18 protein-coding genes are annotated in these 19002 nt (G+C 74.2%); 9 read left to right on the forward strand and 9 right to left on the reverse strand.

The features are described from left to right. The first annotated feature begins 121 nt into the window (after positions 1 to 121). On the forward strand, positions 122 to 1822 hold the full coding sequence (locus ACFFIA_RS08320; RefSeq protein ID WP_377248002.1) for a GAF domain-containing sensor histidine kinase: 1701 nt from the start codon (positions 122 to 124) through the stop codon (positions 1820 to 1822). Positions 1823 to 2024: 202 nt separating this feature from the next. On the opposite strand, the gene ACFFIA_RS08325 is transcribed toward ACFFIA_RS08320, so the two are convergent. Then, positions 2025 to 2672: a response regulator gene (locus ACFFIA_RS08325; RefSeq protein WP_377248005.1), complete on the reverse strand. Its 648-nt coding sequence runs from the start codon at positions 2670 to 2672 to the stop codon at positions 2025 to 2027. A gap of 370 nt (positions 2673 to 3042) precedes the next feature. Between ACFFIA_RS08325 and ACFFIA_RS08330 the strand changes: the two genes are divergently transcribed. From ACFFIA_RS08330 to ACFFIA_RS08365, 8 genes are all read left to right on the forward strand, one after another. Next, entirely contained in the window at positions 3043 to 4026 is a 984-nt protein-coding gene (locus ACFFIA_RS08330; RefSeq protein ID WP_377248008.1) for a universal stress protein, read from the forward strand. Next, positions 4023 to 4310 (forward strand): hypothetical protein, encoded by a 288-nt coding sequence (locus ACFFIA_RS08335; protein ID WP_377248304.1) that lies wholly within the window; start codon positions 4023 to 4025, stop codon positions 4308 to 4310. The genes ACFFIA_RS08330 and ACFFIA_RS08335 overlap by 4 nt, the downstream gene beginning before the upstream one ends. Then, the gene (locus ACFFIA_RS08340) at positions 4307 to 5194 is read left to right on the forward strand and encodes a universal stress protein (protein ID WP_377248011.1); all 888 of its coding nucleotides are present in this window, start codon (positions 4307 to 4309) and stop codon (positions 5192 to 5194) included. The genes ACFFIA_RS08335 and ACFFIA_RS08340 overlap by 4 nt, the downstream gene beginning before the upstream one ends. A gap of 55 nt (positions 5195 to 5249) precedes the next feature. After that, a complete protein-coding gene (locus ACFFIA_RS08345) occupies positions 5250 to 6125 on the forward strand; it encodes a universal stress protein (RefSeq protein WP_377248014.1) in 876 nt (291 codons plus the stop codon). A gap of 70 nt (positions 6126 to 6195) precedes the next feature. Beyond that, positions 6196 to 6465 (forward strand): DUF1876 domain-containing protein, encoded by a 270-nt coding sequence (locus ACFFIA_RS08350; RefSeq protein ID WP_377248017.1) that lies wholly within the window; start codon positions 6196 to 6198, stop codon positions 6463 to 6465. Between the two features lie 188 nt (positions 6466 to 6653). Further along, the gene (locus ACFFIA_RS08355) at positions 6654 to 7025 is read left to right on the forward strand and encodes a GerW family sporulation protein (RefSeq protein ID WP_377248020.1); all 372 of its coding nucleotides are present in this window, start codon (positions 6654 to 6656) and stop codon (positions 7023 to 7025) included. Between the two features lie 115 nt (positions 7026 to 7140). After that, positions 7141 to 8097 carry an Acg family FMN-binding oxidoreductase gene (locus ACFFIA_RS08360; protein WP_377248023.1) on the forward strand — a complete coding sequence of 319 codons (957 nt, stop codon included), beginning with the start codon at positions 7141 to 7143 and terminating at the stop codon, positions 8095 to 8097. A gap of 48 nt (positions 8098 to 8145) precedes the next feature. Then, positions 8146 to 9012, forward strand: a complete 867-nt coding sequence (locus ACFFIA_RS08365; protein ID WP_377248026.1) for a universal stress protein — start codon at positions 8146 to 8148, stop codon at positions 9010 to 9012. A gap of 73 nt (positions 9013 to 9085) precedes the next feature. Here ACFFIA_RS08365 and ACFFIA_RS08370 read toward each other — a convergent pair whose 3' ends face one another. The 8 genes from ACFFIA_RS08370 to ACFFIA_RS08405 all read right to left on the reverse strand — a co-directional run bounded on the left by ACFFIA_RS08370 (position 9086) and on the right by ACFFIA_RS08405 (position 18994). Further along, positions 9086 to 10360 (reverse strand): glycosyltransferase, encoded by a 1275-nt coding sequence (locus ACFFIA_RS08370; protein ID WP_377248029.1) that lies wholly within the window; start codon positions 10358 to 10360, stop codon positions 9086 to 9088. 78 nt (positions 10361 to 10438) lie between these two features. Further along, complete coding sequence (locus ACFFIA_RS08375; RefSeq protein WP_377248298.1) at positions 10439 to 12664, reverse strand: glycoside hydrolase domain-containing protein; 2226 nt, start codon at positions 12662 to 12664, stop codon at positions 10439 to 10441. Between the two features lie 86 nt (positions 12665 to 12750). Then, positions 12751 to 14367 (reverse strand): class I adenylate-forming enzyme family protein, encoded by a 1617-nt coding sequence (locus ACFFIA_RS08380; RefSeq protein ID WP_377248032.1) that lies wholly within the window; start codon positions 14365 to 14367, stop codon positions 12751 to 12753. Next, complete coding sequence (locus ACFFIA_RS08385; protein ID WP_377248035.1) at positions 14364 to 15251, reverse strand: TIGR03619 family F420-dependent LLM class oxidoreductase; 888 nt, start codon at positions 15249 to 15251, stop codon at positions 14364 to 14366. Before ACFFIA_RS08385 ends, ACFFIA_RS08380 begins: the two co-directional genes overlap by 4 nt. Further along, the gene (locus ACFFIA_RS08390) at positions 15248 to 16132 is read right to left on the reverse strand and encodes an enoyl-CoA hydratase (protein WP_377248038.1); all 885 of its coding nucleotides are present in this window, start codon (positions 16130 to 16132) and stop codon (positions 15248 to 15250) included. The genes ACFFIA_RS08385 and ACFFIA_RS08390 overlap by 4 nt, the downstream gene beginning before the upstream one ends. A gap of 2 nt (positions 16133 to 16134) precedes the next feature. After that, positions 16135 to 17112 carry an acyl-CoA dehydrogenase family protein gene (locus ACFFIA_RS08395; RefSeq protein ID WP_377248041.1) on the reverse strand — a complete coding sequence of 326 codons (978 nt, stop codon included), beginning with the start codon at positions 17110 to 17112 and terminating at the stop codon, positions 16135 to 16137. Positions 17113 to 17114: 2 nt separating this feature from the next. Then, positions 17115 to 18248 (reverse strand): acyl-CoA dehydrogenase family protein, encoded by a 1134-nt coding sequence (locus ACFFIA_RS08400; protein ID WP_377248044.1) that lies wholly within the window; start codon positions 18246 to 18248, stop codon positions 17115 to 17117. 2 nt (positions 18249 to 18250) lie between these two features. Further along, a complete protein-coding gene (locus ACFFIA_RS08405; RefSeq protein ID WP_377248047.1) occupies positions 18251 to 18994 on the reverse strand; it encodes an enoyl-CoA hydratase family protein in 744 nt (247 codons plus the stop codon). Positions 18995 to 19002 lie beyond the last annotated feature (8 nt).

Raw genomic sequence — 19002 nt, forward strand, 5'->3', positions numbered from 1 at the left:
CGCCGGGCAGGGCCGAAGGTCCCGAACTGGACCTGCCGGTCGGCCTCCCCAACCGCCCGGGGGTACGCCGGCGGCCCGCAGCCTCGTGACGGCCGGCTCGTCGGGCCGATACGATCCGAGCGTGTCGGGCCAGGATGAGAAGGAGTGGGCGTCGCCTTCGCTGGGCCTGAGCCCGCTGTCCCGGGTGCGGCTGGACGAGTTGCTCCAGGAGCTGCTCGACCGGGTCGGCGAGGTGGTCGCCAGCCGGGAGCGGTTGCGGTCGCTGCTCGACGCGGTCGTCGGCATCGGCAGCGGCCTGGAGCTGCGCGGCATGCTCACCCGCATCGTCGAGGCGGCCTGCGCCCTCGTCGGCGCCCGTTACGGGGCGCTGGGCGTGGTCGGTCCCGACCGGACGCTGGTCGAGTTCATCACGCACGGCATCTCCCCCGAGCTGCACGCCCAGATCGGCGACCTGCCGCACGGGCGTGGTGTGCTCGGGCTGTTGATCGAGGACCCGCGGCCGCTGCGGCTGCCGGACATCACCAAACACCCCAACTCGTACGGTTTCCCGCCAAGCCATCCGCCAATGCACAGCTTCCTGGGCACCCCCATCCGCATCCGCGACCAGGTTTTCGGCAACCTCTACCTGGCCGAGAAGCGGGGCGCCGCCGAGTTCACCGAAGACGACGAGGAGATCGCGGTGGCGCTGGCGGCCGCGGCGGGCGTCGCGATCGAAAACGCCCGCCTCTTCGCCACCGCCCACCGCCGCGAGCGCTGGCTGGCCGCCACCGCCGAGATCACCAACGTGCTGCTCGGCCAGGTCGACCGCACCAGTGCCCTCCAGCTCGTCGCCCGCCGGGCGCGCGAGGTCGCCGAGGCCCAGCTCGTGCTCGTACTGCTCGCCGACGAAGACGCCGGCCAGCTCACCGTCGAGGTGGTCGACGGCTCCGCCCCCGGCCTGGCCGGGACGACGGTGCCGCTGGCCGACACCGCGTTCGGCCAGGCGGTCAGCGACGCCGGATACATGGTGATCGACGACCTGGGCAAGGCCGGCGCGTGGAGCACTCCGATCAGCACCGGCCCAGCCCTGATCACGCCGCTCGCCGCCGCGGACGCCCTGCACGGCGTGCTCGTGGTCGCCCATCCGGCCGGTGCCTCCAGCCGGCCCGAGGACATCCCGATGCTGCGCACCTTCGCCGGCCAGGCCGCCCTCGCCCTCGAGCGGGCCCGCGCCCAGGACGAGCGCGAGCAGATCCTGGTGCTCGAAGACCGCGAGCGGATCGCCCGCGACCTGCACGACGTGGTCATCCAGCGGCTGTTCGCCACCGGACTGCACCTCCAGACCGCGGCACAGCTCGCCTCCCGGCCAGACCTGGCCCAGCGGATCAGCGGCGCGGTCGACGACCTCGACACCACCATCCGCGACATCCGCACCGCGATCTTCGAACTGCGTACGCCGGTGAACGCCGCCCTGCGCACCGAGGTCCGCGACCTGGTGGCGGGCGCGGCGGAGTCGCTGGGCTTCCGGCCCGGGCTGCGCCTGGACGGCCCGCTCGACAGCGCGGTCCCCGACGAGCTCCGCCCCGACCTGCTGGCCGTCGTCCGGGAGGCCCTCTCGAACGCCGCCCGGCACGCCCATGCCTCCTCTGTGGACGTTTCCGTCGAGGTCCGCGGCGGCCGGGTGACCGTGGTCGTGGTCGACGACGGCGTGGGCATGACCGGCGCCGAGCCGCGGGGCGGGCTGGTCAACCTCCGGGAGCGGGCCCAGCGCCGCGGCGGCGACTTCACCGTGCGACCCGCCGACCCGACCGGCACACGCCTGGTCTGGTGGGCGCCGGCCTAGGGCGCATCGCGCGCTACGCCGTCCATTCCAAGAGACAGATTCTGGGCTACCGCGATGCCCGTCGTGATCCAGACCGCTGCTCCCGCGGCCTCACCCTCCGTGCTCTGGCCCGCCGGTGGCGGGAGCCACCGGGCACACCACGGTCACCGCCGCAGAAACCATGATCATCCCGCCCGGCGGGGGACGCCGGAGGCGCGGCGGGTCAGGGCTGGCGCGGACGCTCACCGAGCAGGCGCGTGGCGAGCACCGCCGCCTGAGTACGCCGCTCCAGACCCAACTTCGCCAGCAGACTCGACACGTAGTTCTTCACCGTCTTCTCCGCCAGAAACATCCGCCCAGCGATCTCCCGATTGGTCAACCCCTCCGCGATGAACTCCAGGATCCGCCGCTCCTGCTCCGTCAACGACCTCAACTCACGCGGCTCCTCCACACCATGCCGGATCCGCTCCAACACACGCGCCGTCACCGCCGGATCCAGCAACGACTGACCCGCCGCAACCCGCCGCACCGCATCCACCAGATCCGTGCCGCGGATCTGCTTCAACACATAACCAGCCGCACCAGCCATGATCGCCGCGAACAACGCCTCGTCATCCTCGTACGACGTCAGAATCAAACCCCGAACCGACGAATCCACCGCCCGCACATCACGACACACATCAATACCACTGCCATCCGGCAAACGACCATCCAAAATCGCCACATCCGGACGCAACGCCGGAATCCGACGAACCGCCTCCACCGCCGAACCCGACTCCCCCACCACCTCGATGTCCCCCTCCGCCTGCAACAAATCAGCCAGACCGCGACGAACCACCTCATGGTCGTCCAGGAGAAAGACTCTGATCACCCCTACTTTGTACCGAGTCCGCGGCCGGTTGTCACAGGCCCAGCGGCCCGCTCGGCGAGGATCTTGACGAAGGCCCCGGTAGGCGGTGTGTGGTCGTGACGTCCGCGACCATCGACTTCCGCATGGCCTTCTCCTTCCGGGCTCACCCGCCGGGGATGGCAGCTCGGCGTCCTCACCACACGTCGCCCCGAGCGGGTGAGGCAGGGCCGGATGGCCTGGTAGGACGGGGCCTACCTCCCCCAACGCACCGCCAGCGCGGGCGGGCGCGCGTACGACCCCGGTAGCCCTGCCCGGTCGGGACCTCCGACCCTTCATGGGCGGCCGGTACCCGGGGCACGGTGGAGGCAGACCCGGACCAGGAGGCACGCCGATGACCCGCCACAGCACGCTCGCCGCCGCGACCCGGCACACCCCGGACCGCGTGCGACCCACGATCCTCGTCGGCCTGGGCGGCAGCGACGGCTGGCAGGCGCTGGCCTGGGCGGCGGACGAGGCGGCCACCACCGGCGCGAAGCTGGAGCTGCTGCACGTGTGCCCGCCGGGCTCCCCGCTGGCGGCCCGCGCGCCGTCACCGTCGCTGGCCGTCGTCGAGCTGTTCGACCCGCCGCTGGCCCGGGCGGTCGCCACCGCGCGGGCCCGGCTCGGCGGCGACCGGGTCCGCCTCCGGCTGGTGCCGGGACGCCCCGGCCCGCTGCTGGCCGCCGGGGCGGAGCGCGCCGACCTCGTCGTGGTGGGCCCGCCGGCGCGGCGGTACCTCGGCGGATACGGCAGCACGGCCCACCACGTCGTCGCCCACGCCCCCGGTCCGGTGCTCGTCGCGCGTCCGGTCACCGCCGGTCCGGACGCCCCGTTCCTCGGCCACGTGGTGGTCGGCGTGGACGGCGACGGCGACCCGGACCCGGCGCTGGAGTTCGGCTTCGAGCACGCCGCGCGCCAGCACCGCGTGCTCGCCGCCGTACACGTGACGGGGCGCCAGCGCGAGGACTACTGGTTCGACGAGAGCACGCTCTCCACGCACTTCTCCGCCGAGCCGGCCAGCCTGGAGCTGCTGCAACGCGCGGTCGAGCCGTGGATGCGCGCGTACCCGGAGGTATCGGTGAAGTGCGCGGTGTACGGCGACCGCCCACTGCCCGGCCTGATGCGCGCCGCCCGCGGCGCCCGCCTGCTCGTGCTGGGGGAGCGCGGACGCGGCCGGCTCGGCCCGGCCGGGCGGACCCTGTTCGGCAGCGTCGCGCACGGCGCACTGGACCAGACGACCGGGCCGGTCGTGGTGGTACGGGCGCGGGAGGAGACCGCCGAGGAGCGGCCACGGGCGGTCGCCGGAGCGTCGCGACAGGAGGGAACCACGCCATGATCACCACCGGATACGACACCGCGGTCCTGGACAAGGCGGTCCGGACGGCCATCCGGGCGCCGTCGATGCACAACAGCCAGCCGTGGCGGTTCCGGCTGCGGGACGGCGGCATCGAGGTACGCGTCGACCGCGAGCGCCTGCGCACCGCGCTCGGGCGCTTCGGCGTACCGCAGATGGTGATGCGGATCGGGTACGGCCAGCCCGGCGTGCCGACGCCGCGCCGCGCCGCGGCGGAGGTCGTCGACGAGCGCGACGGCGCGCCCACCGCCGGCGGTGCCTCGTGAGGGCGCCGGTCGTCGCCGGGGTCGACGGCTCACCGGCCAGCCTGGTCGCCGCCGCGCACGCCGCGGAGGCCGCCCTCCGCCGCGAGGTGCCGCTGGATCTGGTGCACGGCTACCTGCACGCGTTCCGGTACGGCGTGCCGCTGGACCCGTACCCGGTCCAGCTGCCGCCGCCAGACCCCGACGCGCAGCTGATGCTGGACGCGGCCGCCGAGGAGCTGCGCGCGTCCCGCCCCGGGCTGGAGGTCCGGACCCGCCAGGTCGCGGGCGGGGGCGCGGGCGCGCTCGTGGACGCCTCCCGCTCGGCGACGCTGGTCGTGGTGGGCAGCCGGGGGCACGGCGGCTTCGCCGGGCTGCTGTTGGGCTCGGTCGGCGCGCAGGTGGCGGCGCACGCCCAATGCCCAGCCCTGGTGGTCCGCCCGCCGTCGCCGCCACCACCGACCGGCGAAGGGCCGATCATCGTGGGGGTCGACGGCTCGCACGGCGCCGCGCGGGCCCTCGCGTACGCCGCCCGGGAAGCCCGGCTGCGCCGCACCGGCCTGCTACTGGTGCACGCCTGGTGGCTGGACGCGCGCGACGGCGGCGTACGCGAGACGTTCGCGGAGACGGAGAAGGCGGCGCGGGCCGCCGCCGAGGAACTGCTGGACGGCGCCGCGGCCGCCGTGCGCGAGACGCATCCGGAGGTACCGGTCCGGCGCCAGCTGGTACACGCCCGCGAGGCGGCGCCGCACCTGGTCGAGGCGAGCCGGGACGCGGCGCTGATCGTGGTCGGCTCGCGCGGGCGCGGCGGCTTCACCGGGCTGCTGCTCGGCTCGGTGAGCCAGGAACTGGTGCACCACGCCCACTGCCCGGTCCTGGTCACGCACGAACGGGACGACGCGCGATGACCGTCCACAGTGCCGAATCGCTAGTTCCACAGTAGACAGTTGGTTGGAGGACGCCATGACCACCTACCCCATCATCGTCGGGTTCGACGGCTCCACGCACGCGCACCGCGCCCTCCGCTGGGGGCTGGACGAGGGCGCCCGCACCGGTGCTCCGGTCACCATCCTGTTCGTGTTCGAGTGGCTTCCCATCGCCGGCCCGATCGCGCCCGGGCCGCGGGTCTTGCCGGAGCAGGTCGCCCGCGAGGACGCGCAGAAGCTTGTCGACGACGCCGTGTCCGAGGCCTTCCAGAGCCATCCGGAGGTGGTCGTGACCGGCAGGGTCACGGCCGGTTCCGCCGCGGCGCTCCTTCAGGAACGCTCGCGCGAGGCACGGCTGATCGTGCTGGGCGGCCGCGGCCACGGCGGCTTCGCGGAGCTGCTGGTCGGCTCCACCACCGCCGCCGTCACGGCCCACGCGCACTGCCCGGTCGTGGTCGTACGCGGTGCGGACCGGTCCCCCGCCGGCCCGGTCGTCGCCGGCGTGGACGGCTCCGACCACGCCCTGCTCGCGCTGGAGTACGCGTTCGAGCAGGCGGCCGCCCGTGGCAGCGCGTTGCGCGTGGTCCGGGCCTGGACGCCGGCCGCGCCCCGGTGGCGACCGGCGGCGTACGACCTGGACGAGCAGGTCGCCGCCGAGCGGGCCGAACTCGACGAGCTGCTGGCGACCTCGTGCGACAAGTACCCGCAGGTCGAGGTGATCGCCGACGTGGTGACCGGTCCGCCCGGACGCGTCATGGTCCAGGCGAGCGACGGCGCCCGACTGGTGGTCGTCGGCTCGCGCGGGCACGGCGGCTTCCGCGGGCTGCTGCTCGGCTCGACCAGCCAGCAACTGCTGCACCACGCCAACTGCCCGGTCGCGGTCATCCGCGAACTGCACGCTGCCACCGGCTGAGTGACCGGCGGCCATGGGAGGGGCCCGCAGCCGCCGACGCAGCCCGGACGACGACGTCAAGGAGGCCGACATGACCGCGACGAAGCGCTGGAACGTGGAGATCCTCATCGGTGAGCTGGACGACCGGACCTACGCCGAGGCGCAACTGTACGACGAGATCCGCGACGACCTGGTGGGCACCGGCCAGACCCGGCTGCACCCCGAGGAGCCCGACATCCCCGAGATCGGCGACGAGATCGCCGTGGCCCGCGCGCTGACGGACCTGGGACACCGCCTGCTGGTCGCCGCCACCGAGGACTTGGAGGAGGCCACGCGCCACCGCGTACGCCTGGAGCGTTGACCCTGGCCACGCGGACGACGCGCCTCCCCCGGCTGCCGGCGCGGCTGAGCGCGGAGGTGCCCGCACCGGCGCGCCGCCGCTCCGGCGGGCGTGACGCGGCCGGGTACCTCCGGTTCGGGCATCCGGCCCCGGTCCCCCGGCGGCGCGGTCACGATGGAGACGACGCAGAGCCCTTGGAGGTGGCGACCATGACCGACCCGACCACGAAGACCCTGGACCTGCTGGAGAAGGTGCGCGGTAGCCTGACCGCCCGTTCGGTGGTGGCGGAGCCGATCACCCAGGACGGCCTGACCGTCGTCCCGGTCGCCCGGGTCTCCGGCGGCGGGGGTGGTGGCGGTGGCGGCGGGACCGGACCGGGCGCCGGGGGCAAGGAGGGCAACGGCAACGGCGCCGGCTTCGGCGTGTCGTCCCGTCCGGTCGGCGCGTTCGTCATCAAGGACGGCACGGTGCGGTGGCGCCCCGCGATCGACGTCAACCGCGTCATCCTCGGCGGCCAGATCGTCGCCGTCGTCGCGCTGCTGACGATCCGCGCCGTCGCCAAGGCCTGGCGCCAGTCCTAGCTCGCCCTCCGCTCACCCTCCACGGTGGACGGGGGCGCGGGTCACTCGCACCGGGCACCGGCGGCTTTCCCGCCGTTTCGCCGCTGCCGACCGTCGCCGCGCGTACGTTGGCGCTATGGCTGACGGCTCCGGGGCGGCACCGGACGAGGCCACACAGCTCCGGGCAGCGGCCGAGGCGGCGGGGCAGGCCCCGTCGCTCCTGAACACGCGGCCTTGGCGGTGGCGGGTCCACGGCGACGAACTGGAGTTGTACGCGGACCGGTCGCGGCGCGTCGACTCGATCGACCCCGACGGCCGGCTGCTGACCCTGAGCTGCGGTGCCGCCCTGCACCACGCCCGCGTGGCGCTCGCCGCGGCGGGCCGCGCACCGGCGGTGGCCCGGTACCCCGAGCCCGGCGAACCGGACCTGCTCGCGCGCGTAGGGGTCGCCGGCCAGCACGCGGTGGGGCGCGCGGACCTCGACAACCGGCGCAGCATCGGCCGCCGGCAATCCGACCGGCGCCCGTTCCCGGCCACAGAACCCGTACCGGCGGACACGCTCGCCGCGCTGCACACGGCCGCGACCGCCGAACACGCGTGGCTGCACCGGATCGGCCCCGAACAGCTCGGCTTCCTGGAGACGGCCGAGGAGAGCGCCGGCAACATCCAGGCCAAGGACGAGGCGTACCGGGAGGAGCTGCGCACCTTGGCCAGCGGCGAAGGGGTACCCGCGAGCGCCTTCGGCACGCGCGCGGAGTGGCCGGTGCCGCTGCGCGACTTCGCGGCCGCCGGTGAGGCGCTGCTCGACCCCGGCCGGGGCGAAGACCGGTTCGCCGTGTACCTCGTGGTGGCGACCGACGGCGACCAGCCCATCGACTGGCTGCGCGCCGGCGAGGCGGTCAGCGCGGTCTGGCTCACCGCCACCTCGCGCGAGCTGGCCGGTTCGGCGATGAGCGACGCGGTCGAGGAGCCCGGCGCCCGTGCCCTCCTCGCCAGCCTGCTGCCCCGGCACGGGTACCCGCAGCTGGTGTTGCGGTTCGGCCTGGGACGCGCGGCGGCGCCGCCCACCGGTGAGCGTCCGGGGGCCCCATGATCGGCAGCGGTCCCGGGCGCGCGACACGACACGACCCTTGGAGCGATCATGACCACGCAGTCCATCGTCGTCGGCTACGACGCGTCCGGCGCCGCCGACGCCGCCCTCGACTGGGCACTGGACCACAGCGCCCGCGCCGAGACCCAGGTCAAGCTGGTGCACGTGTTCGAGTGGCGGTCGGTGGCCGGCACCATCGGCTTGGCCCCGGCGGTCTGGCAGGAGGACACCACGCGGGAGGCCGCCCAGGGCGTGCTCACCGAGACACTGGCGAGGGCGCAGGAATCGCATCCAAATGTGCCTATCTCAGGCACCGTGGTCGGCGGCGAACCCGCCGCCGTACTGGTCGACGAGTCGCGGGACGCGCACCTGGTGGTCCTGGGCGACCGCGGGCACAGCCGCTTCGCCAACCTGCTGCTCGGGTCGACCAGCATGTCGGTCTCGACGCACGCCCACTGCCCGGTCGTCGTCGTCCGGGGAACGGAACGGCGGGACGACGGTCCGGTGATCGCGGGCTTCGACGGCTCCCAGGGCTCCCGCCTCGCCACGGAGTTCGCGTTCGGCGAGGCGGACCGGCGCGGCGCGGAGCTGCGCGTGCTGCACGCCTGGCAGCCGCCGACAGCGCGGTGGCGGCCGCCCGGCTTCAACGTCGAGGAACAGGTCAAGGTCGAGCAGGAAGGGCTCAAGGGGGAGGTGACCGGCTGGCGGGACAGGTATCCCGACGTCGCGGCGGGCGCCCACGTCGTCGCCGGTGCGCCCGCCGAGACGCTGATCAAGGCCAGCCAGGGGGCGCAGATGATCGTGGTCGGCTCCCGGGGGCGCGGCGGCTTCAGCGGGCTGCTGCTGGGCTCGGTGAGCCAGCAACTGCTGCATCACGCGCAGTGCCCGGTCGTCGTGGTCCGGGAGCTGCACCCTTGACCGGCCGCGCGCGTGTGCCGGGCCGCCGCCGACAGCCCGGCACAGCGGGATCGACCGGGCGGGTACGAGCCCGTCAGCCGGCCAGCGCCGCCGGCTCCGCGGAGGGGAACAGACCGTCGAAGACGGCACCGCGGTCGAAGAGCATGGCTCGGGCCCGCGCGCGCACCTCCAGGTCGCGCCTCTCGGCCTCCGGCATCTCGAGTACGACCCGGTCGACCGTCTCGGCCAGCGCGGCGATGTCGCCGGGCTCGACGAGGACCGCGGTATCACCGACCGCCTCGCCCGTGCCACCGGTCAGCGTGGTGACGATCGGCCCGCCGCCGGCGAGCATCTTCTCGGCCAGCGCGATGCCGAACGTCTCCACGAAGTCCGGCTCGGGCTTGGTCGGCAGCACGTACGCCGCGCAGCCCGCCATCAGCAGCGGCTTCTCCCGATCGTCCACATCGGTGAGGTACGTGATCTGGTCGTCCTCCTTGGACATCGCCCGCACGTGCTCCAGCGCCGGCCCGGTGCCCGCGACGATCAGCCGCACGCGGTCCCGGCAGCGCATCTGCCCGTACGCGATCACCAGGTCGTAGATGCCCTTGGCCCGCGCCACGCGGGACAGGAACAGGAGGTAGCCGCCGCGCTTCAGGCCGCGCCGCGCCAGTGCGGCGTCCACCTCGGCGGGATCCAGATCGAGGTACGCCGACGCGTCGATCGGCGGATAGCTGACCGTCACGCGGCGCCGGCACTCCTCGGCGAACCGGGTACCGCAGTGCGCGTCCACCTGCTCGGCCGAGGCCACGATCTCCTCCCGCGTGTATTCGGAGACCGCCACCACCTCGTCGCTGGCCAGGAACGTGGTGAACAGGACGGTCGCCGCGCCGTACCGGCCGTCGCGCAGGCACGACTTGATGACGTTGGTGACGTCGGAGCCGACCGCCTTGGCGACGGTGCGCACGTCCGGCGCGAAGCCGGCCGCGCGGGCGGCGGTGACCGCGTCGTTGACGACCGTCGTGTGCGGCACGAGGTACATCGACAGGCAGGTGGTGGGTATCCCCTCGGCGAGCAGCTCGACCAGGCGGCCGGTGAGTCCGGCGATGTGCCGCCCGTCCGGCACGCGGTAGTCACCGACCGGCTCCGGCCGCTCCACGGTGATGCCGGGGCTGTACGGCAGCAGCCGGTCCAGCGGCTTGAGCGGCAGCCCGGCGGCCTGGAGCGCGGGTACCGGCCAGGTCAGCAGCCGTACGTCGTCGAACCCGCGGGTGAGGGCGACCTCGGCGAGGTTGCGCGCCTCGCCGGAGTGGCCGCAGATGACCGGGTCGGCCCTGACCACGATGACGAGACGGCGGGTAGGCAGGGACATCGGACCTCCTCAGGGGTGGAGGGGGTGGTGCCAGGGATGGAGGGAGGGTGGTGCGAGTGGTGCGGTCTTGCCCGGTTTTCAGCGATGCGGCGGGGCGGACAGGGAGGGTGGGCGGTTCTCGCATCCCCACCCCGTCGGCCGTTGCCCCAACCGCAGGTGCAGGCGGCCGCCGCGATGCACGACGGCCGCGCTCAGATGGCTGGCCCTCAGCGGCTTGCCGTCGAGGGTCGCCGACTCGACGTACCGCGCCGGCGGGTCGCGGTCGATGCCGTCGGCGCCGATCGGCGTCTCGCGGTGGCCGCTGGTCTCGATGACGAACTCACCGTCGCCGACCCGCAGCGCGGCCCGCTCGAAAGCGGGCGTGTTGACCAGGAAAAGGCTCTGCCCGGCGACCGGAAACAGCCCCAGCGACGCCCACACGTACCACGAGCTGAGCGCGCCGGAGTCGTCGTTGCCCGGCAGCCCGCCCGGCCCGGTGCCGAACTGCCAGGTCAGCGCCGCCTGCACCACCTGCGCGGTGCGGTCGGGCCGCCCCGCGTAGTGGTAGGCCCAGGGCGTCTCCATGTCAGGCTCGTTGTTGAGCCCTTCGAAGCGGTCGAGCGCGTAGCCGGCCGCCATCTGCGCCGGTGACGGGCGCCGGCCGGGCTGGGTCACCGGCGCGGCGCCGAAGCCGAAGAAGCGGTCGAGCATGCCGACGAACTCCGCGTCGCCGCCGGCCAGCGCGATCCGCGCGGCCATGTCGTGCAGCAGCCGGAACGAGTAGTTCCACTTGCCGCCCTCGTAGAAGTCGGAGTCGCGCAGCAGCCCGGTGGCCGGGTCGAAGGCGTTGACCCACTGCCGGGCGCGCCGCTCGAGGTCGTCGGCGAGGCGGTGGTCGTTCAACGCGCGGGCCACCTGCGCGGTGCAGTGGTGCGCGTACGCCAGGTCGAGCGTGTGGCTGATCGGATGCACCAGGCCCTGCTCGAAGAAGTCCTCGCCGTACAGCCGGCGCAGGTCGTCGGCCATGTGCACCAGCGCCCAGCTCCAGTCCACACCGGACCGGCCGAGCGCGTGCGCGTCGGCCAGCGCGGTGTGCGCGAGCGCGCTGGCCTGGCGGAAGAACCGGTCGGCGCCGCGCGCCATCCGGTACCCGTTGGGGAAGTTGCCCTCCTCCTCGCAGACCCGGATCAGCGACTCCAGCAGGTCGGTGGCCCGGTCCGGGACGATCGCCGCGAGCAGCGGAAGCTGGGTCTTGTAGATGTCCCACATCGTGCAGATGTCGAACGCGTACGGCCCGGAGGTCGGCCAGAACGGGCTCTCGTCGTCGGCGAAGCACGGCTTGATCAGCGAGTGGTACAGCGCCGTCGCCATCACGGTGCGCCGGGCCGGCGTGCCGCCCTCGACCCGCACGCGACCGATGTGGTCGGCCCACCGGGCCCGGGTCGCGGTGCGTACCCCGTCGAAGGCCGGCTGGGCCGGCCAGCACTCCCGCTCCAGGTTTTGCCGGGCCTGCTCGCAGCCGCGCAGCGAGAAGCCGAGCCGCACCTCGACGGTCTGCCCCGCCGTGGCCGGGCCCATGAACAGCAGGCCGAACGGGCGCAGCGTGGTGTGCCGGATGCTGTCGAAGTCGAGGCGGGTACCCCCGTCGATGAGCCGCCGGTCGTACCAGAGCATCTGCCGCCAGCCGGGGCTGTCGACCTCCAGGTACACCGACAGCGGCACGCCCTCCATCACCACCGTGCCGCGCGCCCGGCCGTACCCCATGTTCTCCACCTGGGCCCGCAGCGGCACGGTGCGGCCGAGCTCGATGTCGAGCCCGCCGCAGGACAGGTCGACCACGAGGCGGGCGCTGCGGTGCTCGGGGAAGGTGTACCGGTGGACGGCGACCTTGGTGCCGACCGTGACCTCGCAGCGCACGCCGGTGTCGATGGTCGCCGCGTAGTAGCCGGGCTCGGCGACCTCGTCGTGCAGGGGCCACGCCTGCCCGAGCACGTCGAGCGGCTGCACCATCGGGGTGACCCGGACGTAGTTGTAGTACTTGCGGATCGCGCCGGTGCCGGACTGCTGGAAGTGCGTGAAGCCGGACGCCTGGAGCCGGTCGAACATCTCCTCCGGCACGCCCTCGGTGTTCTTCGTGTATCGCCCGTATCCGGTCGGATAGGCCCCGGAGTAGGCACACGCGGACACCATGCCCAGCGGCGACGTCGCGCCGGGGTGCGTGTTGCCCACCTGCGGCTTCGGCCACCACCAAGTGGCGGCCAGACCACCAGCCCGAGGTAGGTCGGTCGCGGCGGTGCCGATGAACGGGTCGATGTCGTCGAGGATGCTGGGACGTTACCTACAACGCGCACTTTCTGGGTTTCGGCCAGGTGAAATCCCAGCGGGTCGCCGGTGCCGCCGGAGCCGGGCGGTCACGAGGCGCTGGCGAAGCGTTCCCGGGCGTCCTGGCGCAGCGCGGCCTTGTCCACCTTGCCGCCGGCGGAGAGGGGCAGCGCGTCGAGCGTCGCCAGCCGCTCCGGCCAGGTCTGCTTGGAGACGCCCTGCGCGGCCAGGCCGGCGCGCAGCTCGTCCAGGGCCAGGTCGGCGCCGTCGTCGGTGACCACGTACGCGCAGACCCGCTCGCCCAGGACGTCGTCCGGCACGGCGACGACCGCGACCTGGCGTACCCGGGGGCACGCGCCGACCGCCTCCTCGACGGCGAGCACGCTGACGTTGTGCCCGCCGCGGATGATGAAGTCCGCCGCGCGGCCGGTCACGGTGAGGTAGCCGTCCGGGTCGACCCGGACCAGGTCGCCGGTGAGCATCCAGCCGTCCGGGCGGAGCAGGGCGGCGTTCGCGGCCGGGTCGTCGTGATACCCGGGAGTGAGGCCGGGCCCGCGGGCGGCGCACTGCCCCGGCCCGCCGCCGTCGGTGACGTCGGTGCCGTCCGGCGCGAAGAGCCGCAGCCGCATCGCCGGGATGGCCCGGCCGGCGGTACGCAGACGGCGCTCCCGGCTGTCGGCGACGCTGGTGACGCTGAGCGGTCCGGCCTCGTTGGAGCCGTAGAACTGGAGCACCGCGCAGCCGGTCCGGTCCTCGAACTCGGCGGCCCGGGCGTACGGCACCTTCTCCCCGCCGGTGAAGAGCGCGCGCAGCGACGACAGGTCGGCCGTGGCCATCGCCGGCGAGTTGAGCATCATGACGAACTGGCTGGTCACCGCCGCGAGCACGGTGACCCGGTGCCGCTCGACCAGCTCCAGCGTGCGGGCCGCGTCGAACTCCTCGGGCAGCACGGTCGGATAGCCGTACATGGCCGGCACCACGTGCGCGCTCCACTGGCCGAAGCCGTACGGGGCGGGCAGCACGCTGGCGAAGACCTCGCCCGGGCCGAAACCGGCCGCCTCGGCGGCGAGCGGGCCGAAGTACTTGCGCGTGTTCATGGTCTGCATGACGCACTTGGGCAGGCCGGTGGTGCCGGACGTCGAGTTGACGAAGAAGACGTCGTTGGCGCCGAGCCCGTGGCCGGCGGTCTCTGCGACCGCCTCGGCCAGTGGCGGGAGCGGCAGCGGCGCGCCGTCGAGCCGCACGGCCGGCGCGGCGGGGTCCAGCACGACGTGCCGGTCGACCCCGAGCGCGGCCGCGAGTTCGCCGGTGTCGCGACCCCGGTGCACCGCCCGGGTCACCAGGGTCCGGGCGCGGGTACGGGTCATCAGGTGGCGTATCTCGGCGTCGCCGGAGCGGGGGCCGATGCCAACGGTAACGAGGCCGGCCTTCTGCGCGGCCAGGTACGCCAGGTGCGTGGCCGCGCCGTTGGTGAGCAGCACCGCCACCATCTCCCCCGGCGCCAGCCCGGCCCGCAGGTACGCGGCGGCGAGCCGCGTACTCAGCTCGTCGTACTCGCGCCAGGTGAGCGTGGTGTCGTCGGCGACGAAGGCGAGCTGGTCCGGCCGGGCGGCGGCGTGCCCGGCCACCAGGCCGGCGATCGTCTCGTCGCTCCAGTGGCCGGCCCGCGTGTACTCGGCGACCAGCTCGGCCGGAAACGGGCTCACGACGACGCTCCCGCCAGTACGGGCGCGAGCCGGTCGGCCGCCTCGTCCACAGCGGCCAGCCGGTCGGCGGCGGTCGCGCCTCTGGGCAGCCGGGTGAAGGGCGCGAAGACCAGGTGCTCCAGGCCGGCATCGCGGTACCGCTCCACGTTGGACACCGTGATGTCGCCGAAGATGCGGACGTAGTGCGTGAAGGGCAGGTGCTCGCGGCCGGCCTGCGCGCGCATCCGGTCGATCCGCCGCACGAAGTCCAGTGTGGACGGCAGGTCGACGGCCGGGCCGAACCAGCCGCTGGCGCGGGTCGCGGCCCGCCGCAGCGCGCGGTCGGCGTGCCCGCCGACGACGATCGGCACCGCCGCGTGCGGTGCCCCGCCGAAGCGGACCGGCGCGAAGCGGTGGAACTCCCCCGCGTACTCCACGGTCTGGCCCGACCAGAGCAGGTCGAGCACGTCGAGCATCTCGTCCGTGCGCCGGCCGCGCGTGCCGAAGTCGGCGCCGACCGCCGCGAACTCCTCGGCCATCCAGCCGGTGCCGATGCCGAACACGGCCCGGCCGCCGGACAGGTCGTGCAGCGTGCCCCAGGCCCGGGCGACGTGGAAGGGGTTGCGCAGCGGGAGGATGAACACGCCGGTACCGAGCTTGATCCGGCGGGTACGGGCGGCCAGGAACGACAGGGTCACCGCGACGTCGACCAGCGGCGTGTCGGCGCGGTAGCCGGGGTCGCCGTCGGCGTTGTACGGGTACGCGCGGGCGAAGTCCACCGGCGTGATGACGTGGTCGGCCAGCCACACCGTGTCGAACCCGCGCGCGTCGGCCAGCTCCACCAGGGGCGGAAACTCCACCGCGGGGATGCCGAAGAGCTGCAACGAAAGGCGCACGGCGGTCACGAGCTGTCCCGCATGCTGCGCGCGTCGTGGCCGGCGAGGGAGTCGGTGCCGACCTCGGCGTTGTGCGCGTGGGCCACGTGGTGCAGCCCGAAGGCGGAGTCCATGCCGGCGTGCAGGCCCATCAGGTCCTCGGCCTGGTTGACCGCCCGCTTGGTCAGCGCCAGGCCGAGCCGCGGCATCGTGGCGATCCTCCCGGCCACGTCGATGGTCTGCTCGCGCAGCTCGGCCCGGGGCACCACTCGGTTGACCATGCCGAGCGAAAGCGCCCGCTCGGCGCCGACCCGCTCGCCGAGGAAGAGGAACTCCTTGGCGAAGCGCGGCCCCATCACCCAGGGATGCGCGAAGTACTCCACGCCGGGGATGCCCATCCGCACCACCGGGTCGGCGAAGTACGCGTCGTCGGCGGCGATGAGGAGGTCGCAGCACCAGGCCAGCATCAGGCCCCCGGCGACGCAGGCGCCCTGCACCATCGCGATCGTCGGCTTGGGAAGCTCCCGCCAGCGGCGGCACATCCCCAGGTACACCTCGGACTCGCGGGCCAGCCGACTCTCCGCGCCGGCCTTGCCGACGTGGTCCCACCAGAGCCCGGCCCGCCGCTGGAAGGAGCGGTCGATGTCGCGGCCGGGGCTGCCGATGTCGTGCCCGGCGGAGAAGTGCCGGCCGGCGCCGGCCAGGACGATGACGCGTACGTCGTCGTCCGCGGCCGCCCGGTAGAAGGCGTCGTCGAGCGCGTACGTCATCGCGGAGTTCTGCGCGTTCGCGTACTTCGGCCGGTTCATCGTGACGATCGCCACCGGCCCGGCCGTCTCGTACAGCACGATCTCGTCAGTCGGTGCTTCCTGGTTCGCTCGCTCGTGCGGCGCTGAAGGCGACTCGCTCATCGTCATACCCCAATCGCGTCGGCGACACGGGCCAGGTGGGCGTCGACGCCGTCCCCGTCGGCGGCGAGCGCCCAGGCCCGCTTGGCGTACAGGTGCAGGTCGTACTCGACGGTGTAGCCCATGGCGCCGTGGCACTGGATGGCGGCGCGGGCCGCGCCGGCGGCGGCCTCGGCGGCCAGCACGTACGCGGTCGAGACGTCGCGGGCGCGGGTCGGCGCCCCGGTCGCGGCGGCCCACGCGGCCTGCAGCACGGCCGGCTCGGCGAACTCGACCTCGAGGGTCGCGTCGGCGAGCCGGTGCTTGACCGCCTGGAAGCCGCCGACCGGTACGCCGAACTGGTGGCGTTCGCGCACGTAGGCGACGGTCAGGTCGAGCATCCGCCGGCCGAGGCCGACGAGCTGGGCCGCGACCGCCAGCGCCGCCCGGTCCCGGGCCAGCGCGAGCGCCCCGGCGTCGACCTCGAACGCGCCGCCGGGCGCCTCGGCGAGGCGGACCAGCGCGCGCGAGCCGTCGATCGCCGGTACCGGCTCGGCGGGCAGGTCGGCGAGCGCGGCCAGGCCCGGCCCGGCCAGGTCGAGCACGAGTTCGGCCCGGCCGCCGTACGGCACCAGCCGCGTGCGCCCGGCCAGCGCGACCCGGGTCGCGCCGCCCAGCACGCCGGCCAGATGCCCGCCCGGATCGCCGGCGGCGGCCAGCAGCGGCGCGGCCACCGCGGCCGTCTCGGCCACCGGCAGCGGCACGGCGGCGTACCCGACCTCGACGAGCACCGCAGCCATCTCCACATCGGACAGCCCCAGCCCGCCAAGCTCCTCCGGAACGGCGGCACCGGTCAGTCCGAGGTCGGCCAGGCGCCGCCACAGCCCGTCCGCCGGCTTGCCGTCCCACGCCTCCCGCACCGTCCCCGGTGGACAGTGCGTGGCCAGCAGGTCGCGGGCGGCGTCCCGGAGCGCGGCCTGGTCGGTGGTGAGCGCGAACCGCACGGTCATCCCCTCGGCAGGCCGAGGACCCGCTCGGCGACGATGTTGCGCTGGATCTCGTTGGTGCCGGCGTAGATCGGGCCGGCGAGCGAGAACAGGAAGCCGCGCGGCCACAGTCCATCCACATCGGACTCCGGGCCGAGCAGCTCCCGCGCGGTCTCGTGCAGCCGTACGTCCAGTTCGGACCACCAGAGCTTGTTGAGGCTGGCGGCGGCGCCCGGCGGCCGCCCCTCCAGCATCCCGGTGACCTGCTGGAGCGTGTAGAGGTCGTACGCCCGCGCGCCGATCCACGCCCGTACGACGCCCTCGCGGAGCCGGGCCGGCGCGGGCCCGGAGCGGGCCAGCTCGGCAAGGCGCTCGGCGGCGGCGAGGAAGCGGCCGGGCGGGCGCAGCGTGAGGCCGCGCTCGGAGCCGGTGGTCGCCATCGCCACCTTCCAGCCCTCGCCGGGCCGGCCGACCACGTCCCGGTCCGGTACGAAAACGTCGGTGAGGAACACGTCGGCGAAGCCCTCGTCGCCGTCCAGCCGGCCGAAGCCGCGCACCTCGACGCCGGGCGCGTCCAGCGGCACGAGGAAGTAGGTCAGGCCGCGGTGCCGGGGCGCGTCCGGGTCGGTGCGAAACAGCCCGAACAGGTGCGTGCAGAACGCTCCCCGCGTGGTCCAGGTCTTCTGCCCGGTCAGCCGCCAGCCGCCGGCCGCCTCGTCGCGCACCGCCCGGCTGGTGATCGCGGCCAGGTCGCTGCCGGCCCCCGGCTCGGACCAGCCCTGGCACCACAGCTGCTCGGCGGCGGCCATCGCGGGCAGTACGCGGTCGCGCTGCTCCGCCGTGCCGAACTCGAACAGCGTCGGCGCGAGCAGGAAGATGCCGTTCTGCGTGACCCGCTGCGGCGCGCCGGCGCGGGCGTACTCCTCCTCGAAGATGAGCCACCGCCACAGCGAGGCGTCCCGCCCGCCGTACCGCCGGGGCCACGAGACGGCCGACCAGCCCTCGGCGAAGAGCCGCCGCTCCCACTCCAGGTGCGCCGCGAACCCCGCGCGCGTGTCACCGGAGGGCAGCGGCGGGTCGGGGACGTTCGCCACCAACCAGTCCCGGGCCTCGGCCCGGAACTCCTCGTCCTCACGCGAGTGGGTCAGGTCCATCGCTACTCCGCCGGACGGCCGAAGGAGCGGCGCACCTCGTCGGCGGCGCCGGAGAGGTTGAGCTCGAACGTGAAGCCCTGCTCGTACCGGTAGCTGCGCTTGACGTCCCAGAGGTCGATGCCGTTGAGCGACTCCTTCGCGGCCCGGATCACGCGCGTGTCCTTGGCCGCGATGCGGGCGGCGACGGCGTCTGCGGCCGCGCGCAGCCGGTCGGCCGGCACGACCTCCAGCACCGACCCGAAGGCGTGCAGCTCCGCGGCGGTGGCGGTGGCCGAGGTGTACATCATCGCCCGCGCCTTGTGCAGCGGCACCAGGCGGGACAGGTGCGTGGCCGCGCCCAGCGCGCCCCGGTCCACCTCGGGCAGGCCGAAGGTGGCGTCGTCGCTGGCGATGATGATGTCCGCGTTGCCGGCCAGCCCGATGCCGCCGCCGAGGCAGTGGCCGTGCACGGCCGCGACGACTGGCACGGGGCACTCGTAGACGGCCGCGAACGCCGCGAAGCAGCCTCGGTTGGCGCCGATCAGCGCCTCCGCCCCAGCCGCCTGGATCTCCTTGATGTCGACGCCGGCGTTGAAGCCGCGCCCCTCGGCCCGCAGGACCACCGCCCGGACCCGCTCGTCGGCGCCGGCCGCGGCCAGCGCGTCGGCGAGCGCGTACCAGCCGGCGACGGGCAGGGCGTTGACCGGCGGATGGTCCACGACGACCTGCGCCACACCATCCGCGTCGACGTTCCACGTGACCGGCACCGTGCCTC

The sequence above is a fragment of the Phytohabitans kaempferiae genome, from assembly GCF_042433955.1.
GTDB lineage: Bacteria > Actinomycetota > Actinomycetes > Mycobacteriales > Micromonosporaceae > Phytohabitans > Phytohabitans kaempferiae.

Bases quoted from the DNA above. Each gene is read 5' to 3' on its own strand.
- ACFFIA_RS08355 (WP_377248020.1), top strand. From the start codon at position 6,654: ATGACCGACCCGACCACGAAGACCCTGGACCTGCTGGAGAAGGTGCGC.
- ACFFIA_RS08335 (WP_377248304.1), top strand. From the start codon at position 4,023: ATGATCACCACCGGATACGACACCGCGGTCCTGGACAAGGCGGTCCGG.
- ACFFIA_RS08350 (WP_377248017.1), top strand. From the start codon at position 6,196: ATGACCGCGACGAAGCGCTGGAACGTGGAGATCCTCATCGGTGAGCTG.
- ACFFIA_RS08370 (WP_377248029.1), bottom strand. From the start codon at position 10,360: ATGTCCCTGCCTACCCGCCGTCTCGTCATCGTGGTCAGGGCCGACCCG.
- ACFFIA_RS08345 (WP_377248014.1), top strand. From the start codon at position 5,250: ATGACCACCTACCCCATCATCGTCGGGTTCGACGGCTCCACGCACGCG.
- ACFFIA_RS08400 (WP_377248044.1), bottom strand. From the start codon at position 18,248: ATGGACCTGACCCACTCGCGTGAGGACGAGGAGTTCCGGGCCGAGGCC.
- ACFFIA_RS08390 (WP_377248038.1), bottom strand. From the start codon at position 16,132: ATGAGCGAGTCGCCTTCAGCGCCGCACGAGCGAGCGAACCAGGAAGCA.
- ACFFIA_RS08360 (WP_377248023.1), top strand. From the start codon at position 7,141: ATGGCTGACGGCTCCGGGGCGGCACCGGACGAGGCCACACAGCTCCGG.
- ACFFIA_RS08330 (WP_377248008.1), top strand. From the start codon at position 3,043: ATGACCCGCCACAGCACGCTCGCCGCCGCGACCCGGCACACCCCGGAC.
- ACFFIA_RS08365 (WP_377248026.1), top strand. From the start codon at position 8,146: ATGACCACGCAGTCCATCGTCGTCGGCTACGACGCGTCCGGCGCCGCC.